At 62.6% G+C, this 17,804-nt stretch carries 20 protein-coding genes; 9 read left to right on the top strand and 11 right to left on the bottom strand.

Annotated features, from left to right (window positions below):
• Positions 1–5 precede the first annotated feature (5 nt).
• The 7 genes from rarD to cysS form a co-directional block, all read right to left on the bottom strand.
• Positions 6–932 carry an EamA family transporter RarD gene (gene rarD / locus P3C39_RS16820; RefSeq protein ID WP_275953600.1) on the bottom strand — a complete coding sequence of 309 codons (927 nt, stop codon included), beginning with the start codon at positions 930–932 and terminating at the stop codon, positions 6–8.
• Positions 933–1,015: 83 nt separating this feature from the next.
• On the bottom strand, positions 1,016–2,638 hold the full coding sequence (cimA, locus tag P3C39_RS16815; RefSeq protein ID WP_275953601.1) for a citramalate synthase: 1,623 nt from the start codon (positions 2,636–2,638) through the stop codon (positions 1,016–1,018).
• Positions 2,635–3,591: a prolyl aminopeptidase gene (gene pip / locus P3C39_RS16810; protein WP_275953602.1), complete on the bottom strand. Its 957-nt coding sequence runs from the start codon at positions 3,589–3,591 to the stop codon at positions 2,635–2,637. The genes cimA and pip overlap by 4 nt, the downstream gene beginning before the upstream one ends.
• On the bottom strand, positions 3,588–4,064 hold the full coding sequence (locus tag P3C39_RS16805; protein ID WP_013532558.1) for a GFA family protein: 477 nt from the start codon (positions 4,062–4,064) through the stop codon (positions 3,588–3,590). The genes pip and P3C39_RS16805 overlap by 4 nt, the downstream gene beginning before the upstream one ends.
• The gene (locus P3C39_RS16800) at positions 4,061–4,552 is read right to left on the bottom strand and encodes a GFA family protein (protein WP_013532559.1); all 492 of its coding nucleotides are present in this window, start codon (positions 4,550–4,552) and stop codon (positions 4,061–4,063) included. Before P3C39_RS16800 ends, P3C39_RS16805 begins: the two co-directional genes overlap by 4 nt.
• 6 nt (positions 4,553–4,558) lie before the next feature.
• A complete protein-coding gene (locus tag P3C39_RS16795; RefSeq protein ID WP_013532560.1) occupies positions 4,559–4,945 on the bottom strand; it encodes a VOC family protein in 387 nt (128 codons plus the stop codon).
• Positions 4,942–6,378, bottom strand: coding sequence for a cysteine--tRNA ligase (gene cysS, locus P3C39_RS16790; RefSeq protein ID WP_275953603.1), 1,437 nt, complete (start codon positions 6,376–6,378; stop codon positions 4,942–4,944). Before cysS ends, P3C39_RS16795 begins: the two co-directional genes overlap by 4 nt.
• Before the next feature lie 390 nt (positions 6,379–6,768).
• Here cysS and P3C39_RS16785 point away from each other — a divergent pair, with 390 nt between their 5' ends.
• On the top strand, positions 6,769–6,924 hold the full coding sequence (locus P3C39_RS16785; RefSeq protein WP_013532562.1) for a hypothetical protein: 156 nt from the start codon (positions 6,769–6,771) through the stop codon (positions 6,922–6,924).
• A 61-nt stretch (positions 6,925–6,985) separates the two neighbouring features.
• On the opposite strand, the gene P3C39_RS16780 is transcribed toward P3C39_RS16785, so the two are convergent.
• Positions 6,986–7,747 (bottom strand): SOS response-associated peptidase, encoded by a 762-nt coding sequence (locus P3C39_RS16780; protein ID WP_013532563.1) that lies wholly within the window; start codon positions 7,745–7,747, stop codon positions 6,986–6,988.
• Between the two features lie 128 nt (positions 7,748–7,875).
• Here P3C39_RS16780 and P3C39_RS16775 point away from each other — a divergent pair, with 128 nt between their 5' ends.
• The 4 genes from P3C39_RS16775 (at position 7,876) to P3C39_RS16760 (ending at position 10,341) form a co-directional block, all read left to right on the top strand.
• On the top strand, positions 7,876–8,310 hold the full coding sequence (locus tag P3C39_RS16775; RefSeq protein ID WP_024503054.1) for an NUDIX hydrolase: 435 nt from the start codon (positions 7,876–7,878) through the stop codon (positions 8,308–8,310).
• A gap of 81 nt (positions 8,311–8,391) precedes the next feature.
• Positions 8,392–8,769, top strand: coding sequence for a TIGR02301 family protein (locus tag P3C39_RS16770; RefSeq protein WP_275953604.1), 378 nt, complete (start codon positions 8,392–8,394; stop codon positions 8,767–8,769).
• 458 nt (positions 8,770–9,227) lie between these two features.
• Positions 9,228–9,485: a hypothetical protein gene (locus P3C39_RS16765; protein WP_008874920.1), complete on the top strand. Its 258-nt coding sequence runs from the start codon at positions 9,228–9,230 to the stop codon at positions 9,483–9,485.
• A gap of 70 nt (positions 9,486–9,555) precedes the next feature.
• Positions 9,556–10,341, top strand: a complete 786-nt coding sequence (locus P3C39_RS16760) for a hypothetical protein (protein WP_275953605.1) — start codon at positions 9,556–9,558, stop codon at positions 10,339–10,341.
• A 33-nt stretch (positions 10,342–10,374) separates the two neighbouring features.
• Here P3C39_RS16760 and P3C39_RS16755 read toward each other — a convergent pair whose 3' ends face one another.
• Complete coding sequence (locus tag P3C39_RS16755; RefSeq protein ID WP_346016443.1) at positions 10,375–11,706, bottom strand: dihydroorotase; 1,332 nt, start codon at positions 11,704–11,706, stop codon at positions 10,375–10,377.
• Positions 11,707–11,781: 75 nt separating this feature from the next.
• Here P3C39_RS16755 and P3C39_RS16750 point away from each other — a divergent pair, with 75 nt between their 5' ends.
• From P3C39_RS16750 to P3C39_RS16740, 3 genes are all read left to right on the top strand, one after another.
• Complete coding sequence (locus P3C39_RS16750; protein WP_275953607.1) at positions 11,782–12,642, top strand: folate-binding protein YgfZ; 861 nt, start codon at positions 11,782–11,784, stop codon at positions 12,640–12,642.
• A complete protein-coding gene (locus tag P3C39_RS16745) occupies positions 12,642–13,277 on the top strand; it encodes an HD family hydrolase (RefSeq protein WP_013532569.1) in 636 nt (211 codons plus the stop codon). The genes P3C39_RS16750 and P3C39_RS16745 overlap by 1 nt, the downstream gene beginning before the upstream one ends.
• A gap of 164 nt (positions 13,278–13,441) precedes the next feature.
• Positions 13,442–15,583, top strand: coding sequence for an EAL domain-containing protein (locus P3C39_RS16740; protein WP_275953608.1), 2,142 nt, complete (start codon positions 13,442–13,444; stop codon positions 15,581–15,583).
• Positions 15,584–15,594: 11 nt separating this feature from the next.
• Here the strand turns inward: P3C39_RS16740 and P3C39_RS16735 are convergent, their stop codons facing one another.
• The gene (locus P3C39_RS16735; RefSeq protein WP_275953609.1) at positions 15,595–16,485 is read right to left on the bottom strand and encodes a fatty acid desaturase family protein; all 891 of its coding nucleotides are present in this window, start codon (positions 16,483–16,485) and stop codon (positions 15,595–15,597) included.
• Positions 16,486–16,597: 112 nt separating this feature from the next.
• On the opposite strand from P3C39_RS16735, the gene P3C39_RS16730 reads away from it, so the two are divergent.
• Positions 16,598–17,509 carry a LysR substrate-binding domain-containing protein gene (locus P3C39_RS16730; RefSeq protein WP_275953610.1) on the top strand — a complete coding sequence of 304 codons (912 nt, stop codon included), beginning with the start codon at positions 16,598–16,600 and terminating at the stop codon, positions 17,507–17,509.
• Positions 17,510–17,527: 18 nt separating this feature from the next.
• Here P3C39_RS16730 and P3C39_RS16725 read toward each other — a convergent pair whose 3' ends face one another.
• Positions 17,528–17,788, bottom strand: a complete 261-nt coding sequence (locus P3C39_RS16725; RefSeq protein WP_244514281.1) for a DUF3303 family protein — start codon at positions 17,786–17,788, stop codon at positions 17,528–17,530.
• Between the last annotated feature and the right edge of the window lie 16 nt (positions 17,789–17,804).

The following is a 17,804-nucleotide window of genomic DNA, read 5'->3' as shown; positions in this document are numbered from 1 at the left end:
CCCCCTTACCGTGCGGGCTGCGGCGCGGCGCGTCGCGCTGTCGTCAACATCGACCAGGAATAGACTGCCAAAGCCGCCCAGATCAGCGCAAAGGCGATGGCCTGGATGGTGCCGAAAGGCTCGTCGAAGATCAGAACGGCGATCAGGAACACCATGGTCGGCGCGATATATTGCATGATGCCGATGGTTGACAGCCGCAGCAGCTTGGCGCCGAAGGCGAACAGCAACAACGGCACCGATGTGACTGGACCGCAGCCGATCAGCAACGCCGTATCCGTGCCACTGTTGGACACGATGTGGTCCTGTCCGGTCGCGATGAGATAGACGATGTAGCCAAGTGCCGGCACCGACAGCAGAAGGACTTCGAGCAAAAATCCCTGGCTCGGGCCGATCGGCAGCGTCTTGCGGAAGAAGCCGTAGGCGGCGAAGGAAAACGCCAGTGCCAACGACACCCAGGGCAGCTTGCCGCCTTCGATGGTCAGCACGGCGACGGCGACGGCCGCCAGCACCACCGCCGCGATCTGCAGCCGGTCGAGCCGCTCGCCGAGCAGCAGCGCGCCGACAACGACGCTGACCAGGGGATTGATGTAGTAGCCGAGCGCGGTTTCGACGGTGCGGTCGACCGCGATCGCCCAGACATAGATGCCCCAGTTGACCGAGATCAGCGCCGCCGTCAGCGCGGCCATGGCGATGGTGCGTGGCGAACGCAGCGCCGCCTTGAAATCCGCCGTGCGGCCGGCCCAGATCAGAACGGCGGCGGCGATCGGCACCGACCAGACGATGCGATGGGCAATGACTTCCGCGAGCGGCAGATGAGCGACCGCCTTCATGTAGAAGGGCAGCAATCCCCATAGCAGATAGGCGCCGAGCGCCAGCAGAAAGCCGCGCCGGGCCTTGGACTCTGCATCCAGGGTAATTGCTTCAGTGGCCATGGACCAACGCTATGGCCCAGTCACCTTGGCAAGACCATCGCAAAGTTCTGATGGATCAATGGACTTTCGCTGATGGTTCAACCCTATTCGGCGGCCACCAGTCCGGCCATCTCGCGGTTCTTCATCAGCTTGTAGACGATGGAATCCATCAGCGCCTGGAACGAGGCGTCGATGATGTTCTCGGAAACTCCCACCGTCCACCAGCGTGCGCCGGTGCCGTCATGCGATTCGATCAGAACGCGGGTGATCGCCTCGGTACCGCCATTGAGGATACGCACCTTGAAGTCGGCCAGCTCCATGTCGGCGATCTCGCCCTGGAATTTGCCGAGGTCCTTGCGCAGCGCGATGTCGAGCGCGTTGACCGGGCCATGCCCTTCGGCCACCGACATCTTCTCCTCGCCATCGACCACCACCTTGACGATCGCTTCGGAGACCGTCTTCAACTGGCCGTTGGCGTCGAAGCGGCGCTCGACCATGCAGCGGAACGAGGTGACGTTGAAGAATTCCGGCAGGCCGTGCAGCATCTTGCGGGCGAGGAGTTCGAAGCTGGCATCGGCGCCTTCATAGGCATAGCCCTCGGCCTCGCGCTCCTTGACCACGGATATCAGCGCGTCGAGCCGGTGATCGTCCTTCGGCACCTCGATGCCGCGTCGCCTCAGCTCGGCGAGGAAATTGGCCTTGCCGCCCTGGTCCGAGACCATGACACGGCGGCGGTTGCCGACGGTTTCGGGGGGGACGTGCTCATAGGTCGCCGGCTCCTTGGCCAGTGCGGATGCGTGGATACCCGCCTTGGTGGCGAAGGCGGAAGCGCCGACATAGGGCGCTTGCGCCTCTGGCGCTCGGTTCAGGAGTTCGTCAAATGCGCGCGACAACCTGGAAATGCCTGTCAACGCCTCAGCCGAAATGCCAGTTTCGAAACGATCGGCGAAGGCCGGCTTTAGCGCCAGCGTCGGCACGATCGAGATCAAATTGGCGTTGCCGCAGCGCTCCCCGATGCCGTTGAGCGTGCCCTGGACCTGGCGCACGCCAGCCTCGACAGCGGCGAGGGAATTCGCCACGGCCTGGCCGGTGTCGTCATGGGCATGGATGCCGAGATGATCGCCTGAAATGCCTGATAAAATAACCTTCTCGACGATGGCGCGGACTTCCGATGGCTGCGTGCCGCCATTGGTGTCGCATAGCACCACCCAACGCGCCCCGGCATCATAGGCGGTCCTGGCGCAGGCCAGCGCATAGTCGGGATTGGCCTTGAAGCCATCGAAGAAATGCTCGCAGTCGACCAATGCCTCCTTGCCGGCGGCGATCGCCGCCTCGACGGAGGCCTTGATGGCGTCGAGGTTCTCCTCATTGGTGCAGCCGAGCGCGACACGGACGTGGTAGTCCCAGCTCTTGGCGACGAAGCAGATGGCATCCGATTTCGATTGCACAAGAGACGCTAGGCCGGGATCGTTGGACGCCGACACCCCTGCCCGCTTGGTCATGCCGAAGGCGACGAATTTGGCGCGCTCCGTGCGCTTCTCCTGGAAGAAGGCGGTGTCGGTCGGGTTGGCGCCGGGATAGCCGCCTTCGACATAGTCGAGGCCAAAAGCGTCAAGCAGTTTTGCGATGGCGATCTTGTCCTCGACGGAAAAGTCGATGCCCGGCGTCTGCTGGCCATCGCGCAATGTGGTGTCGAAGAGATAGAGGCGCTCGCGGGTCATGGTCATTTGCCTGCAAACTTGTCCGTCGCGCGGATCAGCCGGTCGAGGATACCCGGCTCCGAATAAGCATGACCGGCGCCCTCGATCAGATGGAAATCCGCCTTTGGCCAGGCCTTGTGCAGCGCCCAGGCATAGCGCGCCGGGCATGGCATGTCGTAGCGGCCATGGACGATGGTGCCGGGGATGTCGCTCAGCCTGTGCGCGTCGCGCAGCAATTGTCCCTCTTCCAGCCAGCCGGCATGGACGAAATAGTGGTTCTCGATGCGGGCGAACGCGGCGGCATAGTCGTCCTGCCCAAACGGACCGCTTGTCTCCGGCTCGGGCAACAGCGTGATCGTTTCGCCTTCCCACAGGCTCCAGGCGCGGGCCGCCTCGATCTGCGCCTTTCGATCCGTGCCGACCAGCCGCTTGCGATAGGCGGCCATCATGTCGCTGCGCTCGGCCTCCGGGATCGGCGCCAGGAAGCGCTCCCATTTGTCCGGGAACATTTCCGAGACGCCGAACTGATAGTACCATTCCAGTTCCGCACGCGTCAGCGTGTAGATGCCGCGCACCACCAGTTCGCTGACGCGTTCTGGATGGGTCTCGGCGTAGGCGAGCGCAAGCGTCGACCCCCAGGAGCCGCCGAACACCAGCCATTTGTCGAAGCCGGCCATTTCGCGCAGCCGTTCGATGTCGGCGACCAGGTGCCATGTCGTATTGGCTTCGAGCGAGGCGTTGGGCGTCGATTTTCCGCAGCCACGCTGGTCGAACAGGATGACATCGTAGAGCTTCGGGTCGAACAGCCGCCGGTGTTTTGGCGAAATGGTGCCGCCCGGCCCGCCATGCAGGAACACCGCCGGCTTGGCGCCTTTGGTGCCGGAACGCTCCCAGTAGACCTGGTGGCCGTCGCCGACATCGAGCATGCCGGAATCGAACGCCCCGATCTCGGGATAAAGCGTACGCAATTGACTGCTCATAGTTGTAAACCTTTGGTCGGCCAGTCCGGCGTTTCATGGTCTGGGTGCTGGAAGGAGATGATGGATTCCTGCCTGTTGTAATAATCAGGATCCTGGTGGACGGGCTGATCGAAGATCGTCTCCACCCAGGGCAACCGCGCGGCATAGTTGACCTGGATCTGCGGTGCCAGGTCCGAACGGTCGTCGAAGGCACCGATCGCGATTTCCAGCCCGCCGGGCTGCCGATATGTCAGCGGCGTGCCGCAGCGGGCGCAGAAACCACGATCGATGTTGACCGACGACTGGAAGTAACTCGGCTCTTCATGGGTCCATTCGACGCCATCTCTGGGCACCGTGACCAGCGCGCCGAAGAACGAGCCGAACTGCTTCTGGCACATGCGGCAATGGCAGATGGACGGACGGCCGAGCGCTCCATGAACGCGGAAGCGCACGGCGCCACACTGGCAGCCGCCGGTTCTTACCTGATCGGTCATGATCTTTCCTTTGGCGGCCATTGTTCGGTGTCGTGGTCGGGGTGCTGGTAGGAAACGAGATCGGCCAGATAGGAGGCCGACGACATGTCGGCCATGGTGTCCTCGCCCGGCAGTTGCGGGATCGAGTCGACATAGGGCAGCTTTGCCTCGATCCCCCATTGAATCAGCGGCACGATCTCCGCTGGATTGTCGAACGCACCGATGGCGAGGCCAACCCCGTCCGGCGCGGTGAAGGTCAGCGGCGTGCCGCAATCGGCGCAAAAACCGCGATCGACATGGTTGGACGAACGGAAGTATTTCGGCTCGCCGCGCGTCCAGTCGAGCCTGGCGCCACGCACCGAAACCAGCGGCGCGTAGAACGCGCCGAACGCCTTCTGGCACATGCGGCAATGGCAGACCGAAGCGTCGCCCAAAGCGCCTTCAACGCGAAAGCGCACCGCGCCGCACTGGCAGCCGCCGGTGTAGATCGGTCGGTTGTCGAGGCTCATCGCTGATCACTCCGGCGCATGGCAGACGGCCTCGACGTTGTTGCCGTCGGGATCGAGGACGAAGGCGCCATAGTAGTCCGGGTGATAGTGCGGGCGCAGGCCCGGCCCGCCATTGTCCTTGCCGCCGGCGGCAAGCGCCGCAGCATAGAAGGCTTCGACCTCGGCGCGGCTGCGCGCGGTGAAGGCGACGTGCTGATGGGCCTTCTGACCATCCTTGCCTTCCTGCAGCCAGAATACCGGCCGATCGCGACCGTAGCCACCGACCTTTTTACCGCCGGTGTACTCCAGCGGCACCATATACAACAGCGCGGCACCAAGCGGCGCCATCGCCTTGTCATAGAAAGCCTTCGAAGCGTCGAAATCGGCAACGTTGATGCCGAGATGATCGATCATCTTTTTACCTCCCAGGTGGTGATGCGTTCGCCTGTGACCGGATCCTTGCCGTCCTTCAACTGTATCCCTTGGGCCAGCAGGTCGTCGCGGATGCGGTCGGCTTCGGCCCAGTTCTTGGCGGCGATGAACGCGAGACGCTTGGCGATGGCCTTGCCGACGTGGCCTTCATCAACCTTCGCCGACGCGACGTCGAAGCCGAGGAACAGCAGCGACGCCTTCAGCGATGCAGCGGCATCGTTGCCGTCCACTGCCTCGCCGGCCAACTGGGTCAGGACCTGGAAGGCGGCATAGGTGGCGAGATCGTCCGACAAGGCGTCGATGATCTCCACGGGCACCTGTCCCGCCGCCGTCGGCGCGAGGTCGGCTCCCCGCTTCCATTTTCGCAGGGTGTTCTCGGCCTCTTCCAGCTTGCGCACGGAAAAGTCGATCGGCTCGCGATAATGCGTCATCAGCATCGCCAGCCGCAGCACCTCGCCCGGCCATTTGCGGCCGCCGAAGGTCTCGGTCTCCAGGAGTTCGTTGATCGAGTAGAAGTTGCCGAGGCTCTTCGACATTTTCTGCCCTTCGACCTGCAGGAAGCCGTTGTGCATCCAGATGTTGGCCATCATTTCGGTGCCATGGGCGCAACGCGACTGGGCGATCTCGTTTTCATGGTGCGGGAAGATCAGGTCGAGGCCGCCGCCATGGATGTCGAAGACCTCGCCGAGATAGGCGGCCGACATCGCCGAGCACTCGATGTGCCAGCCCGGCCGACCCCTGCCCCATGGCGAATTCCAGCCCGGCTCCTCCGGTGACGACAACTTCCAGAGGACAAAATCGCCGGGATTTTTCTTATGCGCGTCGACGGCGACGCGAGCACCGGCCTGCTGCTCGTCGAGATTGCGCTTCGACAGCTGGCCGTAGTCGGGCATCGACGCCGTGTCGAACAGGACTTCGCCCGCAGCAATATAGGCATGGCCGCGTTCGATCAGGCTTTGAATCAAGGTGATCATGTCGACCTTGCCGTCGGCACGGGGCTCGACGAATTCGGTGGCGCGCGGCTCGACCGTCGGCTCTAGGCAGCCGAGAACCGCCACGTCGCTGTGGAACTGGTCGGCGGTCTTTTCGGTGACCCGCCTGATCGCCTCATTCAACGACAGCGTGCCGGAAGCGATCTCGCCGCCGAAATCGCGCAAAGCGCGCGCATTGATCTTGTCGTCTACGTCGGTGATGTTGCGCACATAGGTGACGTGCGTCTGCCCATAGAGATGGCGCAGCAAGCGGAACAGCACGTCGAAGACGATCACCGGCCTGGCATTGCCGATATGAGCAAAGTCGTAGACGGTCGGGCCGCAGACATACATGCGCACGTTCAGCGGATCGATCGGGACGAAATCCTCTTTCGTCCGCGTCAGCGTGTTGTAGAGGCGCAGGCCCTGCGATGCGTCGGACATTCGTGCCTTCCCGGTTCAGAACTCAATTCGACGAAGCCAGCCCTGCGCGAACGCAAATCAGGCTCCAGCCTGCTGGCCGGGGCGTTTGTCCAATCTGGGGAGAGATGAGGCGAAAACGTCCGGACCAGCGCGAGGCTAGCCAATAATGCAAATGCCACAAATGGCGAAAGACGTTTTCATGGGCGGCTTTATCGCCTTGGCTTGTGTTGCCGTCAAGTCGCAAGTTTCGGCAAAACCGTCGCTGGGTCACAGGTAATGATGCACTGAAACATTTTATTAAACATGTCGGCACAGTCATGAAACATTCGCCGGCTAGATCAGCAGGCGTCACGATTTGGTCAGAATCGGCCATCAAACGCAGACACGAAAATGTTACCAGGGAAGAGAGACATGCCCCGAACCAAGCAGGAAGCCAACCGCGCCAAGCAGCCGGCGCTGGCCAACCACTATCGCGCAATCGGCCCGGCCGCGATCGTCGCCGCCCTTCTCCATACCGCCAAGAAGAAAAAGCCGGCGCAGAAGATCGTTTCGCCCCGCGCTGCCTGAAGGGATGGGCGGCCGGCGCCAATGGCGCCAGAAATGAAGGCGCCGACGCGCGCGCCCTCTGCTAGAACAACGTCATCTGACTGTCGTCCGCGCCGGACTTCTGGCGCTTGACCTTCTCGGGCTCCGGCCCGATCTCGCCCCGCTCCTGAATCTCCGGTCCGGTGTTGGCGACCTTGTTGACGAGGTCGGAGACCGGAATTGCCTCGAAGAAATCGAGCTGTGCCGGTCGCAACAGATCGGCGACATCGCGCGGTTCGAGCGTGCGGCAATCCAGCCAACGTGCGAAATCCCTGGGATCGATCACCACCGGCATGCGGTCGTGGATATGCGCGATGTCGGCATTGGCGTTGATGGTCAGGATGGCGCCGGTGTCCATTTCCGAACCGCCCGGCTCGGCATAGGTCTCGATCAGCCCGGCGAAGGCAACCAACCCGCCATGCCTGGGGCGTATCCAGTAAGGCTGCCCCTTCTTGCCACCGGTTTGCCGCCATTCATAAAAGCCGGACGCCGGCACCAAAGCGCGGCGATGGCGCATGGCGGCCTTGAACGACGCCTTTTCGGCAGCCCCTTCGGAGCGCGCGTTGAACAGCAGCGGAAACTCGCGTGTATCCTTCACCCAGGTCGGGATCAGCCCCCAGCGCACCAGCATTGGCTGCCGGTCCGGCAGATTGGAGCCCGGCGCCTGCGGAGGGCCGGCGACCGCCATCAGGATCGGCTGCGTCGGGGCGATGTTGTAGCGCGCCGGGAAATCCTCAAGCCCCGCCACGTCCAGAAAGGCAGCGGTCTGATCCGGCGTCGCGGTCAAGGCGAAACGTCCGCACATGGTCGATTGGTGCCCTTCGAAAGGTTCGGTTTCTGAAAGTGGCGATGGAACCGGCGTTGCGCAACCGCTAAAACTTGTCCACGCTGGCCGGTCCACAACTGACCGGCCTTCAGTCTGATTGGGAATCCATGAACGAAGCGCGCAAAATACTTCCGGCAGTCTCGGTCGCCGTCGTGCGGGCAGACACCGTGCTTCTGGTCAAGCGAGCCCGGCAACCGTCGCAAGGGCTCTATGCCTTTCCGGGCGGCAAGGTCGAACCTGGTGAGACGCTGGAGGCAGCGGCAGAGCGCGAACTTCAGGAAGAAACCGGTTTGCGTGCCACAAATTATCGCCCGCTGCGGGAAATCCACATCGACGGCCGGGATGACAGCCACCCGGTCGATTATCTCCTCACAGTCTTCGGCGCCGCCTATGCCGGCGGCGAGGCCGTGGCCAGCGACGATGCGGAGACGGCGGCCTTCTATACGCTCAGCGAGATGGCGGCGCTGCCGCTGGCAGGCTCGGTATTCGCAGTCGCCGAAGACTTGTTGGCCCCCGGCGGAAACGCCGGACTGCTGTCCTGAAATCAACTTGCGGGCGACAAATTGTTTCGCCACAAAGACTTATGCTGTTTAGCAGAGCCACACAGCTGGTAGAGAAGGCTTATGAATCGTCCATCCATGCTCCTCGCCCTGTGTCTTGCGGTCGGCGCGACCGTTTCGATACGGCCCGCGCTCAGCGCCGAGTCGCCGTTCGAGCCCGGGTTGATGCGGCTGGCGGAGGTTCTGGGCTCGCTGCATTTCCTGCGCAATCTGTGCGGCGAGAAGGGCGACCAGTGGCGTGTCGAGATGACAAAACTGCTCGATTCGGAAAATCCGGACGCCGAGCGGCGCGCCCGCTTCATTGCCAGCTTCAATCGCGGCTACCGCTCCTTCGGCGGCATCTATACGAGGTGCACGCCCTCGGCGACCGAAGCCATCAGCCGCTACATGAAGGAAGGCGAGACGCTGTCTCGCGATATCGCCTCGCGTTACGGCAACTAATGCATGTCGCCCAAAAGTGGCTGCGGTTTTGGGAGAACGACACGCATAAAAACGAAAACCTAAAGCGCCTCGCCTGAATCCGTTCAAACGCGGCGCGCTTTAGGCACTCGCTCATCGACAACTATCCGAACCATTGCTGGGTACAGCCGATATATCGGCTTGTGCCAAGCGATATCTTGGTGCAATCCTCATGTTGCACTTCTGCAACAGTATTAACGAAACCTTACCGCGCGAAAGCGGAATTAACTCAAACTGAAGGTTTTCGCCCCGCAGGCCGCCCCAATCGGCTAAGTTTGACTCGAACTGAACGCAGCTTCGCACAAGGCAATCGGGCTTTGTAAAAGACGATCAAAAAAATGTCGTATTTACAAATACTTAATTGTCCCTGCGTGTGAAATGAACAGATCAGGCCTGATCCACATCAATGGATCGCAGCTTGAAAGGGTGGACATTCGCTTATGGAACATGGTGTCAACGACATCGACGCGCTGGTCAGGGAAGAAAAACGCTTGACCGCCGTGGAAAGCCACAGCGAGGCCTGGGCGGAAGGTCTCTCCGCCGGGATAGAGCCCGAGATCATTGCCGAAGCAGCGCTCGAAACAGCCTTCGGCGAGATGTTGCGTGCCAATGGCGAGACCTCGGCCCTTGCCCTGCTCGACCGTATGCGTGAAAAGGTGATTGCTGGCGCCTTCGAACCTGAACGGCTGCGGCACTGAACCGACGTCCGGTTCTTTGACGGCAATATGCCGCTCGGGCGTCATGCCCGTAAGCAGGGAGAAACGGGCAGTGAGTTTTTCGATGTCAGGCAAGCCGCGTGGCTTGGTCCTTCGCATCTCTTTCGCCGCTTGCTGTGCCGCGATTCCCCTGGTTGTGTGTCTCGCGAGCAGCCCCGCCTATGCGCTGAGCGAAATCAAGCGCGAAGAGCTCCCCCCGACGGTCACGCCGCCGGCCGACGACATGTCGCCCCCCGGAAGCACCGTGCCAATGCCCAACCCGGTCGGGATGCCGCCGCCGTCTAGCCAGCCGACTGCTCCTGCCGAAGCCGAGCCGGACAGTCCGGCGGATGGCGGCGTGACCAGGCCACGCGTCGATCCGGACACGCCGGTGCCCGAGGTCATCTACGATCTCGGCAAGCTGCCGGAACCAGTGCGGCGCATGCATGATTTGATCGTCGAAGCCTGCAAGGGCGGCGATATCGAAAAGTTGCGGCCGTTGATCGGCACGGGCGACAACACAACGCAATTGTCCCTAACCGACATTGATGGCGATGCCGTCGCTTTCCTCAAGGGCCTCTCGGGCGACCCGGACGGCCAGGAAATCCTGGCCATCCTGGAGGAGGTGCTTGATGCCGGCTACGTCCACCTCGATGCCGGCACGCCACAAGAGCTCTACGTGTGGCCGTATTTCTTCGCCCTACCGCTGGACAAGCTGGACGCCAAGCAGCGGGTCGAACTGTTCAAGATCGTCACCGCTGGCGATTTCGACGACATGAAGCAGTTCGGCGCCTATATTTTCTATCGCGTCGGTATCACCCCTAGCGGACAATGGTCGTTCTTCGTCGCCGGGGATTGAGAGCGGCTCTTCCCACCCACGGGGGTAGGGAGCCTAGCGGGGCAATGCCTCAGAAAACTCCACCGCCCTACCCTGGCTTGGCGTGGCGATCTCGCCTTCCCACATCACGCGGCGGCCGCGAATGACGGTGCCGACCGGCCAGCCGACCACTTCTCTCCCGTCATAAGGCGTCCAGCCGGCTTTCGAGCCGGCCTGCGCATTGGTGATGGTCTGGCGCCGCTTCATATCGACGATGGTGAAGTCGGCCTCGTAGCCGGCAGCGATGCGGCCCTTTCTCGCCATGCCGAAGATCCGCTGCGGGCCGTGGCTAGACAGGTCGACAAAGCGCTGCAAGGTCAGCCGGCCGGCATTGACGTGGTCGAGCATGATCGGCACCAGCGTCTGCACGCCGGTCATCCCCGACGGTGAGGCCGGATAGGGCTTTGCCTTCTCGGCCAGCGTGTGCGGCGCGTGGTCGGAGCCGAGCACATCGACGATGCCTTGCGCAATGCCATGCCAGACGCCATCGCGATGGCGCGCGGCACGCACCGGCGGGTTCATCTGGATCAGCGTGCCAAGCCTGAGATAGTCGTCGGCGCTCAGCGTCAAATGATGTGGCGTCGCCTCGCAGGTCGCGACATCCTTGTGTTGTTCGAGGAACACAATCTCCTCGGCGGTCGAGATGTGTAGAACATGGATGCGGGCACGGGCGTTTCGCGCAATGCGTACCAGCCGTTCGGTACAGCGCAAGGCGGCGATCTCGTCGCGCCAGACAGGGTGCGATGCCGGGTCGCCTTCGATGCGTTCGCCAAGGCGCTCGCGCAGCCGGAATTCGTCTTCCGAATGAAAGGCGGCGCGCCGGCGCGTGTTTCTCAGGATCGACGCCACGCCCTCGTCATCCTCGACCAGCAGGTCGCCAGTGGACGAGCCCATGAAAACCTTGATCCCGGCCGCACCCGGCAGCCGCTCAAGCTCGCCGACATCCCCGGCATTCTCGCGGGTGCCGCCGACCCAGAAGGCGAAATCGCAATGCATGCGCCCCGTGCCGCGCCGGACCTTGTCGGCAAGCGTTGCCTCGCTGGTGGTCAGCGGATTGGTGTTGGGCATCTCGAACACGGCGGTGACGCCGCCAAGCACGGCAGCGCGCGAACCCGTTTCCAAATCTTCCTTGTGCTCCAGTCCCGGCTCGCGAAAATGCACCTGGCTGTCGACGACACCCGGCAGGATATGCAGGCCGCGGCAGTCGATCGTCTCGCCGGCCGAGGCCTGGCGGAGATCGCCGATGGCAGCGATGCGCCCGTCCTTCACGCCGATGTCGCGAGCCCCTTCGCCGTCATGGTTGACCACTGTGCTGCCTGTCAGGATGAGGTCGTAGATCATGGCCATGCTCTCTTGCGGGGGGAGTGCCAGCGGCTTACGTAAAGGCCGACCATTTTGCAAGATCAGGTTGCTTTTCCGCCCATGCCCTGTGCCCAGCTCAAAGACCGCGCCCTCATTTCCGTATCAGGTGCGGATGCCGAGCATTTTTTGCAGAACATCCTGACCACCGATCTCGACATCCTGGCTCCCGGCGAAGCCAAACCCGGTGCGCTGCTGACGCCGCAAGGCAAGATCCTGTTCGATTTCCTGATCTCCCGCACCGGCGAGAATGCATTCCGGCTCGAATGCCGTGCCGACATATCGGACGATTTCGTACGCCGGCTGACGCTCTACAAACTGCGCGCCAAGGTCGAGATTGCCAAATCCGATCAGGCGTTTGTCACCGTCGCGTGGGGACATGAATCAACACCCTCACAATCTGATTCAACGGCGGCCGCCGACACACGCTTTCCGAAGGGTGCCGTCACGCGTTCCTATGGCGAAACGGATGAGCCCGGCGATCTTGCCGCGTGGCAAGCCTTCCGCATTGTCGGCGGCATTGCCGAAAGCGGCAGCGACTACCAACTCGGAGACGCCTTCCCCCACGATGTGCTGCTGGACGAAACCGGCGGCATCGGCTTCAAGAAGGGCTGCTATGTCGGCCAGGAGGTCGTCTCGCGCATGCAGCATCGCGGCACGGCCAGGCGGCGCGTGCTGATTGCATCGGCCGACAGGCCCCTGCCCACGCCCGGCACCGAGCTGACCGTCGCAGGCAGGCCGGTTGGCACGCTCGGCTCGACCGTAGACACGACCGGTCTGGCCATTGTGCGCATCGACCGGGTCAAGGCGGCGCTCGATGCCGGCCAGCCGATCATGGCCGGGGACGTTCCGGTAACGCTGGCCATTCCCGGTTGGGCAAAATTCGCCTTCCCGCAGGAAGCCGTCAGCGCGGAGGAGGCCTGATGGCGGCCGACCGCGTCGGCGCGCCGGCACGCGCCTGGCAGCGCATGCTGTCGGGCCGCCGGCTCGATTTGCTCGACCCCTCGCCGCTCGACATCGAGATTTCGGACATTGCGCACGGGCTCGCCCGCGTTGCCCGCTGGAACGGCCAGACCAGCGGCGAGCATGCGTTTTCGGTCGCCCAGCACTCGCTGCTGGTCGAAGCGCTGTTCTGCGACCTGGTGCCCGAGGCTTCGGCCGACGCCCGGCTGGCGGCCCTGCTGCACGACGCCCCCGAATATGTCATCGGCGACATGATCTCGCCGTTCAAATCGGTGATGGGCGGCAGCTACAAGGATTGTGAGTTACGGCTGCAGCGCGCCATCCATCTGCGCTTCTCGCTGCCTCCGGAACCAAGTGCTGCGCTGCGCAAGGAGATCAAGCGCGCCGACCAGATCGCCGCCTATTTCGAGGCAACGCTGCTCGCCGGCTTTTCGACCGCCGAGGCGACCGAGTTCTTCGGCCGTCCGCGCGGCTTCAATGCCGACCGCTTCGATTTCACGCCACGTTCGGTGACCTGGGCGCAGAACGCGTTTCTGAAACGGTTTTCGGCGATCGAGACGTCGCGGCATCAGGTTTCGGCGACCGCAATCGGCTAAAGCGCGTCGCGCTGAAACGGATTCACGCGACGCGCTTTAGGTCTTTGTCTTATGCATGTCATTCCCCCAAAACCGAGGTCACTTTTGGGCGACATGCATTAAAACGCTAAATTAACCAGCGGCGACCACAGTAGCTTGTTCGATCACGGTCCGCAGGCGCGCTCATGCCCGTCGCTGATGCCAAGGATGGTTCGGCCGTCCCGAAACGGGAGGCCGAAGGCATGGACCGCTCCCGCCACATGGAAGACGAACTGCGGGAGCAGAACCAACGCTTTTCGGCTGCGGTCGAGAACATGTCGCACGGCCTGTGCATGTTCGACGCCGACGAGCGGATGATCATCTGCAACGGCAACTACCTACACATCTTTTGCCTCGACGCCAGGGTGATAAGGCCCGGCATCCGGTTCCTCGACATTCTGCGCCACAGCGTCGATATCGGCGTCGCCTCGCAAACCGCCGACGAACTCTACGCCATCCGCAAGCCCTATATCGATCAGGCAAAGCCCTCGACCTACGAAGAAACACTGTCGGACGGCCGCATCGTCAGCATCTCGCACCGCCCTCTGGCTCTGGGCGGCTGGGTTTCGATCTATGAAGACATCACCGAGCAGCGCCGCGCGCAAGAGGATCTCAAGGAGCAGCACCGCCGCTTCGACGCAGCGCTCGCCAACATGTCGCAAGGCTTGCTGATGTATGACGCCGACGGCAAGATGATCGTGCGCAACCGGCGTTTTCTGGAGCTCTACAAGGTCACCCCGGCGGACTTTCCGCTTGGAACGACGCACCGCGACGCGCTCGAACGGTTGCTGGAACTCGGCATCTATACGAAGATCGATGTCGACAGCGAAGTCGCCAAGACCGAAGCCTGTCTGGCGGCGGCAAAAATGCATTCGGCCTATCGGCATCTTGCCGACGGCAGGACGGTTTTGGTCACACGTCGGCCGATGGATGGCGGCGGCTGGGTGGTGACCTTCGACGACGTCACCGAACGTCGCCGCACCGAAGAGCGCATGACCCATCTTGCGCATCACGACACGCTGACGGGATTGCCCAACCGCTCGATGTTTCGCGAACGGCTCGACCTTGCGCTGGAGGACACGGCGGCCACGCCGCTGGCGATCTTCTCGCTCGATCTCGATCGCTTCAAGGCAGTCAACGACACCTGGGGACATCCGGCCGGCGACTGGCTGCTGAAGAGCGTGGCCGAGCGGCTGCAGCGCTGCCTGCATAATGAAAACGACGTCGTTGCCCGCTTCGGCGGCGACGAATTCGTCATCATCCAGTTCAATTTCAAGGGCATTGCCAATGCTGAAAAACTCGCGAAGCGGATCGTCGAGACAATCGGAAAACCGTTCCGCGACAAGAGCCGCGAGATGCATATCGGCATCAGCCTGGGCATCGCGGTTTTCCCCAACGACGGCGGAGACGCCGACACGCTGCTGAGGAACGCCGATACAGCGCTTTACCGGGCGAAGAGCGAAGGCCGCAATCTGTATCGGTTCTTCGAACCCGGAATGGACGCAATGGTACAGGCACGGCGTGCGTTGGAGGTCGACCTCGGGACCGCACTGTCGCGCCAGGAATTCGACCTCGATTTCCAACCCATCATGAACATCGCCTCCGGCGAGATCGTCGGCGCGGAAGCCTTGATGCGCTGGCATTCCCCAGAACGTGGCATGGTGGCGCCGGACAGCTTCATTCCGGTCGCCGAAGAAACCGGATTGATCGTGCCGCTTGGAGAATGGGCGCTGAGGAAAGCCTGCACGGCGGCGGCACGCTGGCCCGCCGGCCTGCGCGTGGCGGTCAATGTCTCGGCCGTGCAACTTAAAAGCGGCAGCTTCGCCCGCAGCGTCATCTCGGCGCTGGCTTTCTCCGGCGTGCCAGCCGGTCGGTTGGAACTGGAGATCACCGAAACCGTGCTGATGGACGAAAGCGAGGTGGTGCTAAGGACGCTGCGGCAGTTGCGCGAACTCGGCATCCGCATCGCGCTGGACGATTTCGGCACCGGCTATTCGTCGCTCGGCTACCTCAGGCGTTTTCCTGTCGACAAGATCAAGATCGACCGTTCGTTCATCCACGACCTCGGCAATCGCGACACCGCGGCGATCGTTCGCACCGTCATCGGGCTGGGTGCCGAGCTTGGCATCACTGTCACCGCCGAGGGGGTCGAGACCGAGGTGCAACTCGACATCCTGCGCAGCAATGGCTGCACCGAGGCGCAGGGCTTTCTGATCGGCGCGCCGTCAAAGGCGGCCGAGATCCAGCGCCTGTTGAGATCCCGGGGGCCGCACAGCCAGACCGGCTAGGCCGGCCATCGTCAATGCAGCGTCTCGATGTACTTTTCGTGGAAGCTGACATAGCCGGGCTCGACCACCTTGAGATGCCGCTCGATCAGCGCATGAAACCGCGGCAGTTGATGAAACGGCACGCCGGGATAGGCATGATGCTCGGCATGGAACGGCATGTTCCACGCCAGCTTGCGGACCAGCCAGTTGGTCAATGTGGTCCTGGTGTTCTCCAGCATGTTGGCGACGAACGGACAACGACCGTGCTCGGCCAAGAGATAGAGGCGCAGAAACGGCTGCCCCAACAGAGCGGGCAAAATCCAGACATAGACAAGCACCGAGAGCCGGAAATAGACGGCCAGCAGAAGGAGCACGGCATAAAAGGCAATCATGGCGCGTGCCTCGATGCGCACCTTGTCATAGCCCTTTGGCGGAACGTAGCTTTCGCGACCACGATCCGCGGCGTTGGCATAAAGCGTGTTGATGTGGCCCCACCATAACGGGATGCCGGATATGTGGACGAGGTATTGCCGCCATGTCTCCGGCTTGGGGAACGCCAGTTCCGGGTCATTGTCGGGATCTTGCGTGTATCGATGGTGGGCAAAGTGGAAGTAGCGGAACCAGTCCGCCGGCAGCACGATCGCCAGGCTGCACACCCGCGCTACGAGATCGTTCAGCCGCTGCGCCTCAAAGGCCGTGCGATGAACCGTCTCGTGCAGCAGCGTGAACAGGAACACGATGAGGAGACCTTGCGGCAGCATCAGCAGCGGCCAGAACGGCACTTTGGCGGCGATCAGCGATCCGAGGATCACGATCGCACCCCAATGAGCAGCAAGCTGAGCGAGGCCCGCGGCATCAGACTTGGCGGTCAGCCGGTTGCGCTCCTCCTGCGTCAACGATGAAATTACGTCGCGATGATCCACGGGCTTCGATCCAGGCTGGGATTTGATAGAATCCACTGTAGCGCATGAAAAACCTTTCCAAAAATGACGATTTCTGCGATTTAGATAAGCTTAGCTTGTCTATTTGGTGATCATGGCCGTACTTCCCTCTCTCAAAGGACTTCAGGCTTTCGAGGCTGCGGCTCGCACAGGCAGCTTTGCGGGGGCGGCGGAAGAGCTTTCTGTATCCGCCGCCGCCGTCAGCCAGCTCATCCGCACCGTCGAGGAGCAGATGGACCGCAAGCTGTTCCATCGCGTCAACCGGCGCGCCGTCCTCACCGAGGCCGGCGTCGAGATGCTGCCCAGGCTGACCATGGCCTTCCAGGAGATCGGCAGCGTCGCGCGCCAGCTGGGCGGCGATGCGTTCCGCCCGCGCCTCGTGGTGTCGGTGCCGCCATCCATGGCCATGGGTTGGCTTTCGCAGCGCCTCACTGGTTTTGTCTCCAGCCATGGCGCCGTCGACATATCGCTCAGAGGCGAGGATGACCCGGTGCCGTTCGACCGTGAGTTGATCGACATCAGGCTCACTTATGGCCCGTACTATCGCGAGCACCCGACCGAGGATATCGTCCAGGACGCGGTCTATCCCGTGTGTGCACCCGGGCTGGCCGACACGATCAAACCCGAAGGCCTCGCCAGCCTGCCGCTTATCCATACCGGCTGGGGACCGACCGGTGCGTCCTTTCCGTCGTGGCACAACTGGTTCGAGGCGGCCGGCATCGAACCCGGCCGGGCAGCGCAGCGCGGGCTCTCGGCCAACTCGTCGCGCGCGGCACTCGACCTTGCCATTTCGGGATTGGGCGTGGCGCTGGCGCAAGGGATCTACTGTGCCGAGGCGCTGGAGGACGGCCTACTTGTCAGGCCCCTCGCCCAGATGGTCGAGCTGCGCCAGCCCTATTGCCTGACGATCCCGGAGCGCAGCGCCAGACGCGATGTCGTGGACGCGTTTCGCCAGTGGCTGATCGACGAGTGCCGGCGCGCAGTCGGCTCGCCGGCACTGCGTTGACGTGACACGCGGCAATGGTCAGAGGTGCCCGCTCAATGCCTCAGCCATGTCCTTGTTTGTCGCCACGGGGATGATCTCGAATTCCACCAGATCCGCCCATTCGATGACCCAACGCTGCAGCAGCGTGACGTCATCGGCCTCCACCAGCAGGAAGCAGCGGCTCATGTCCGCCGCGATCCAGCTGTGGTGGACGAGCAGCTCGTCCGGTTTCAGGCGGCCGCGGTCGCGAAAGCGGCGATAGATCTCCTTGCGATCACAGCCGGTGAAGTCCTCGATCACGATAAATTGCATGTCC

It is taken from the genome of Mesorhizobium sp. XAP4 (assembly GCF_029269325.1).
GTDB classification, from domain to species: Bacteria; Pseudomonadota; Alphaproteobacteria; order Rhizobiales; family Rhizobiaceae; genus Mesorhizobium; species Mesorhizobium ciceri.
This window is presented reverse-complemented; position numbering and strand designations above follow the sequence as displayed.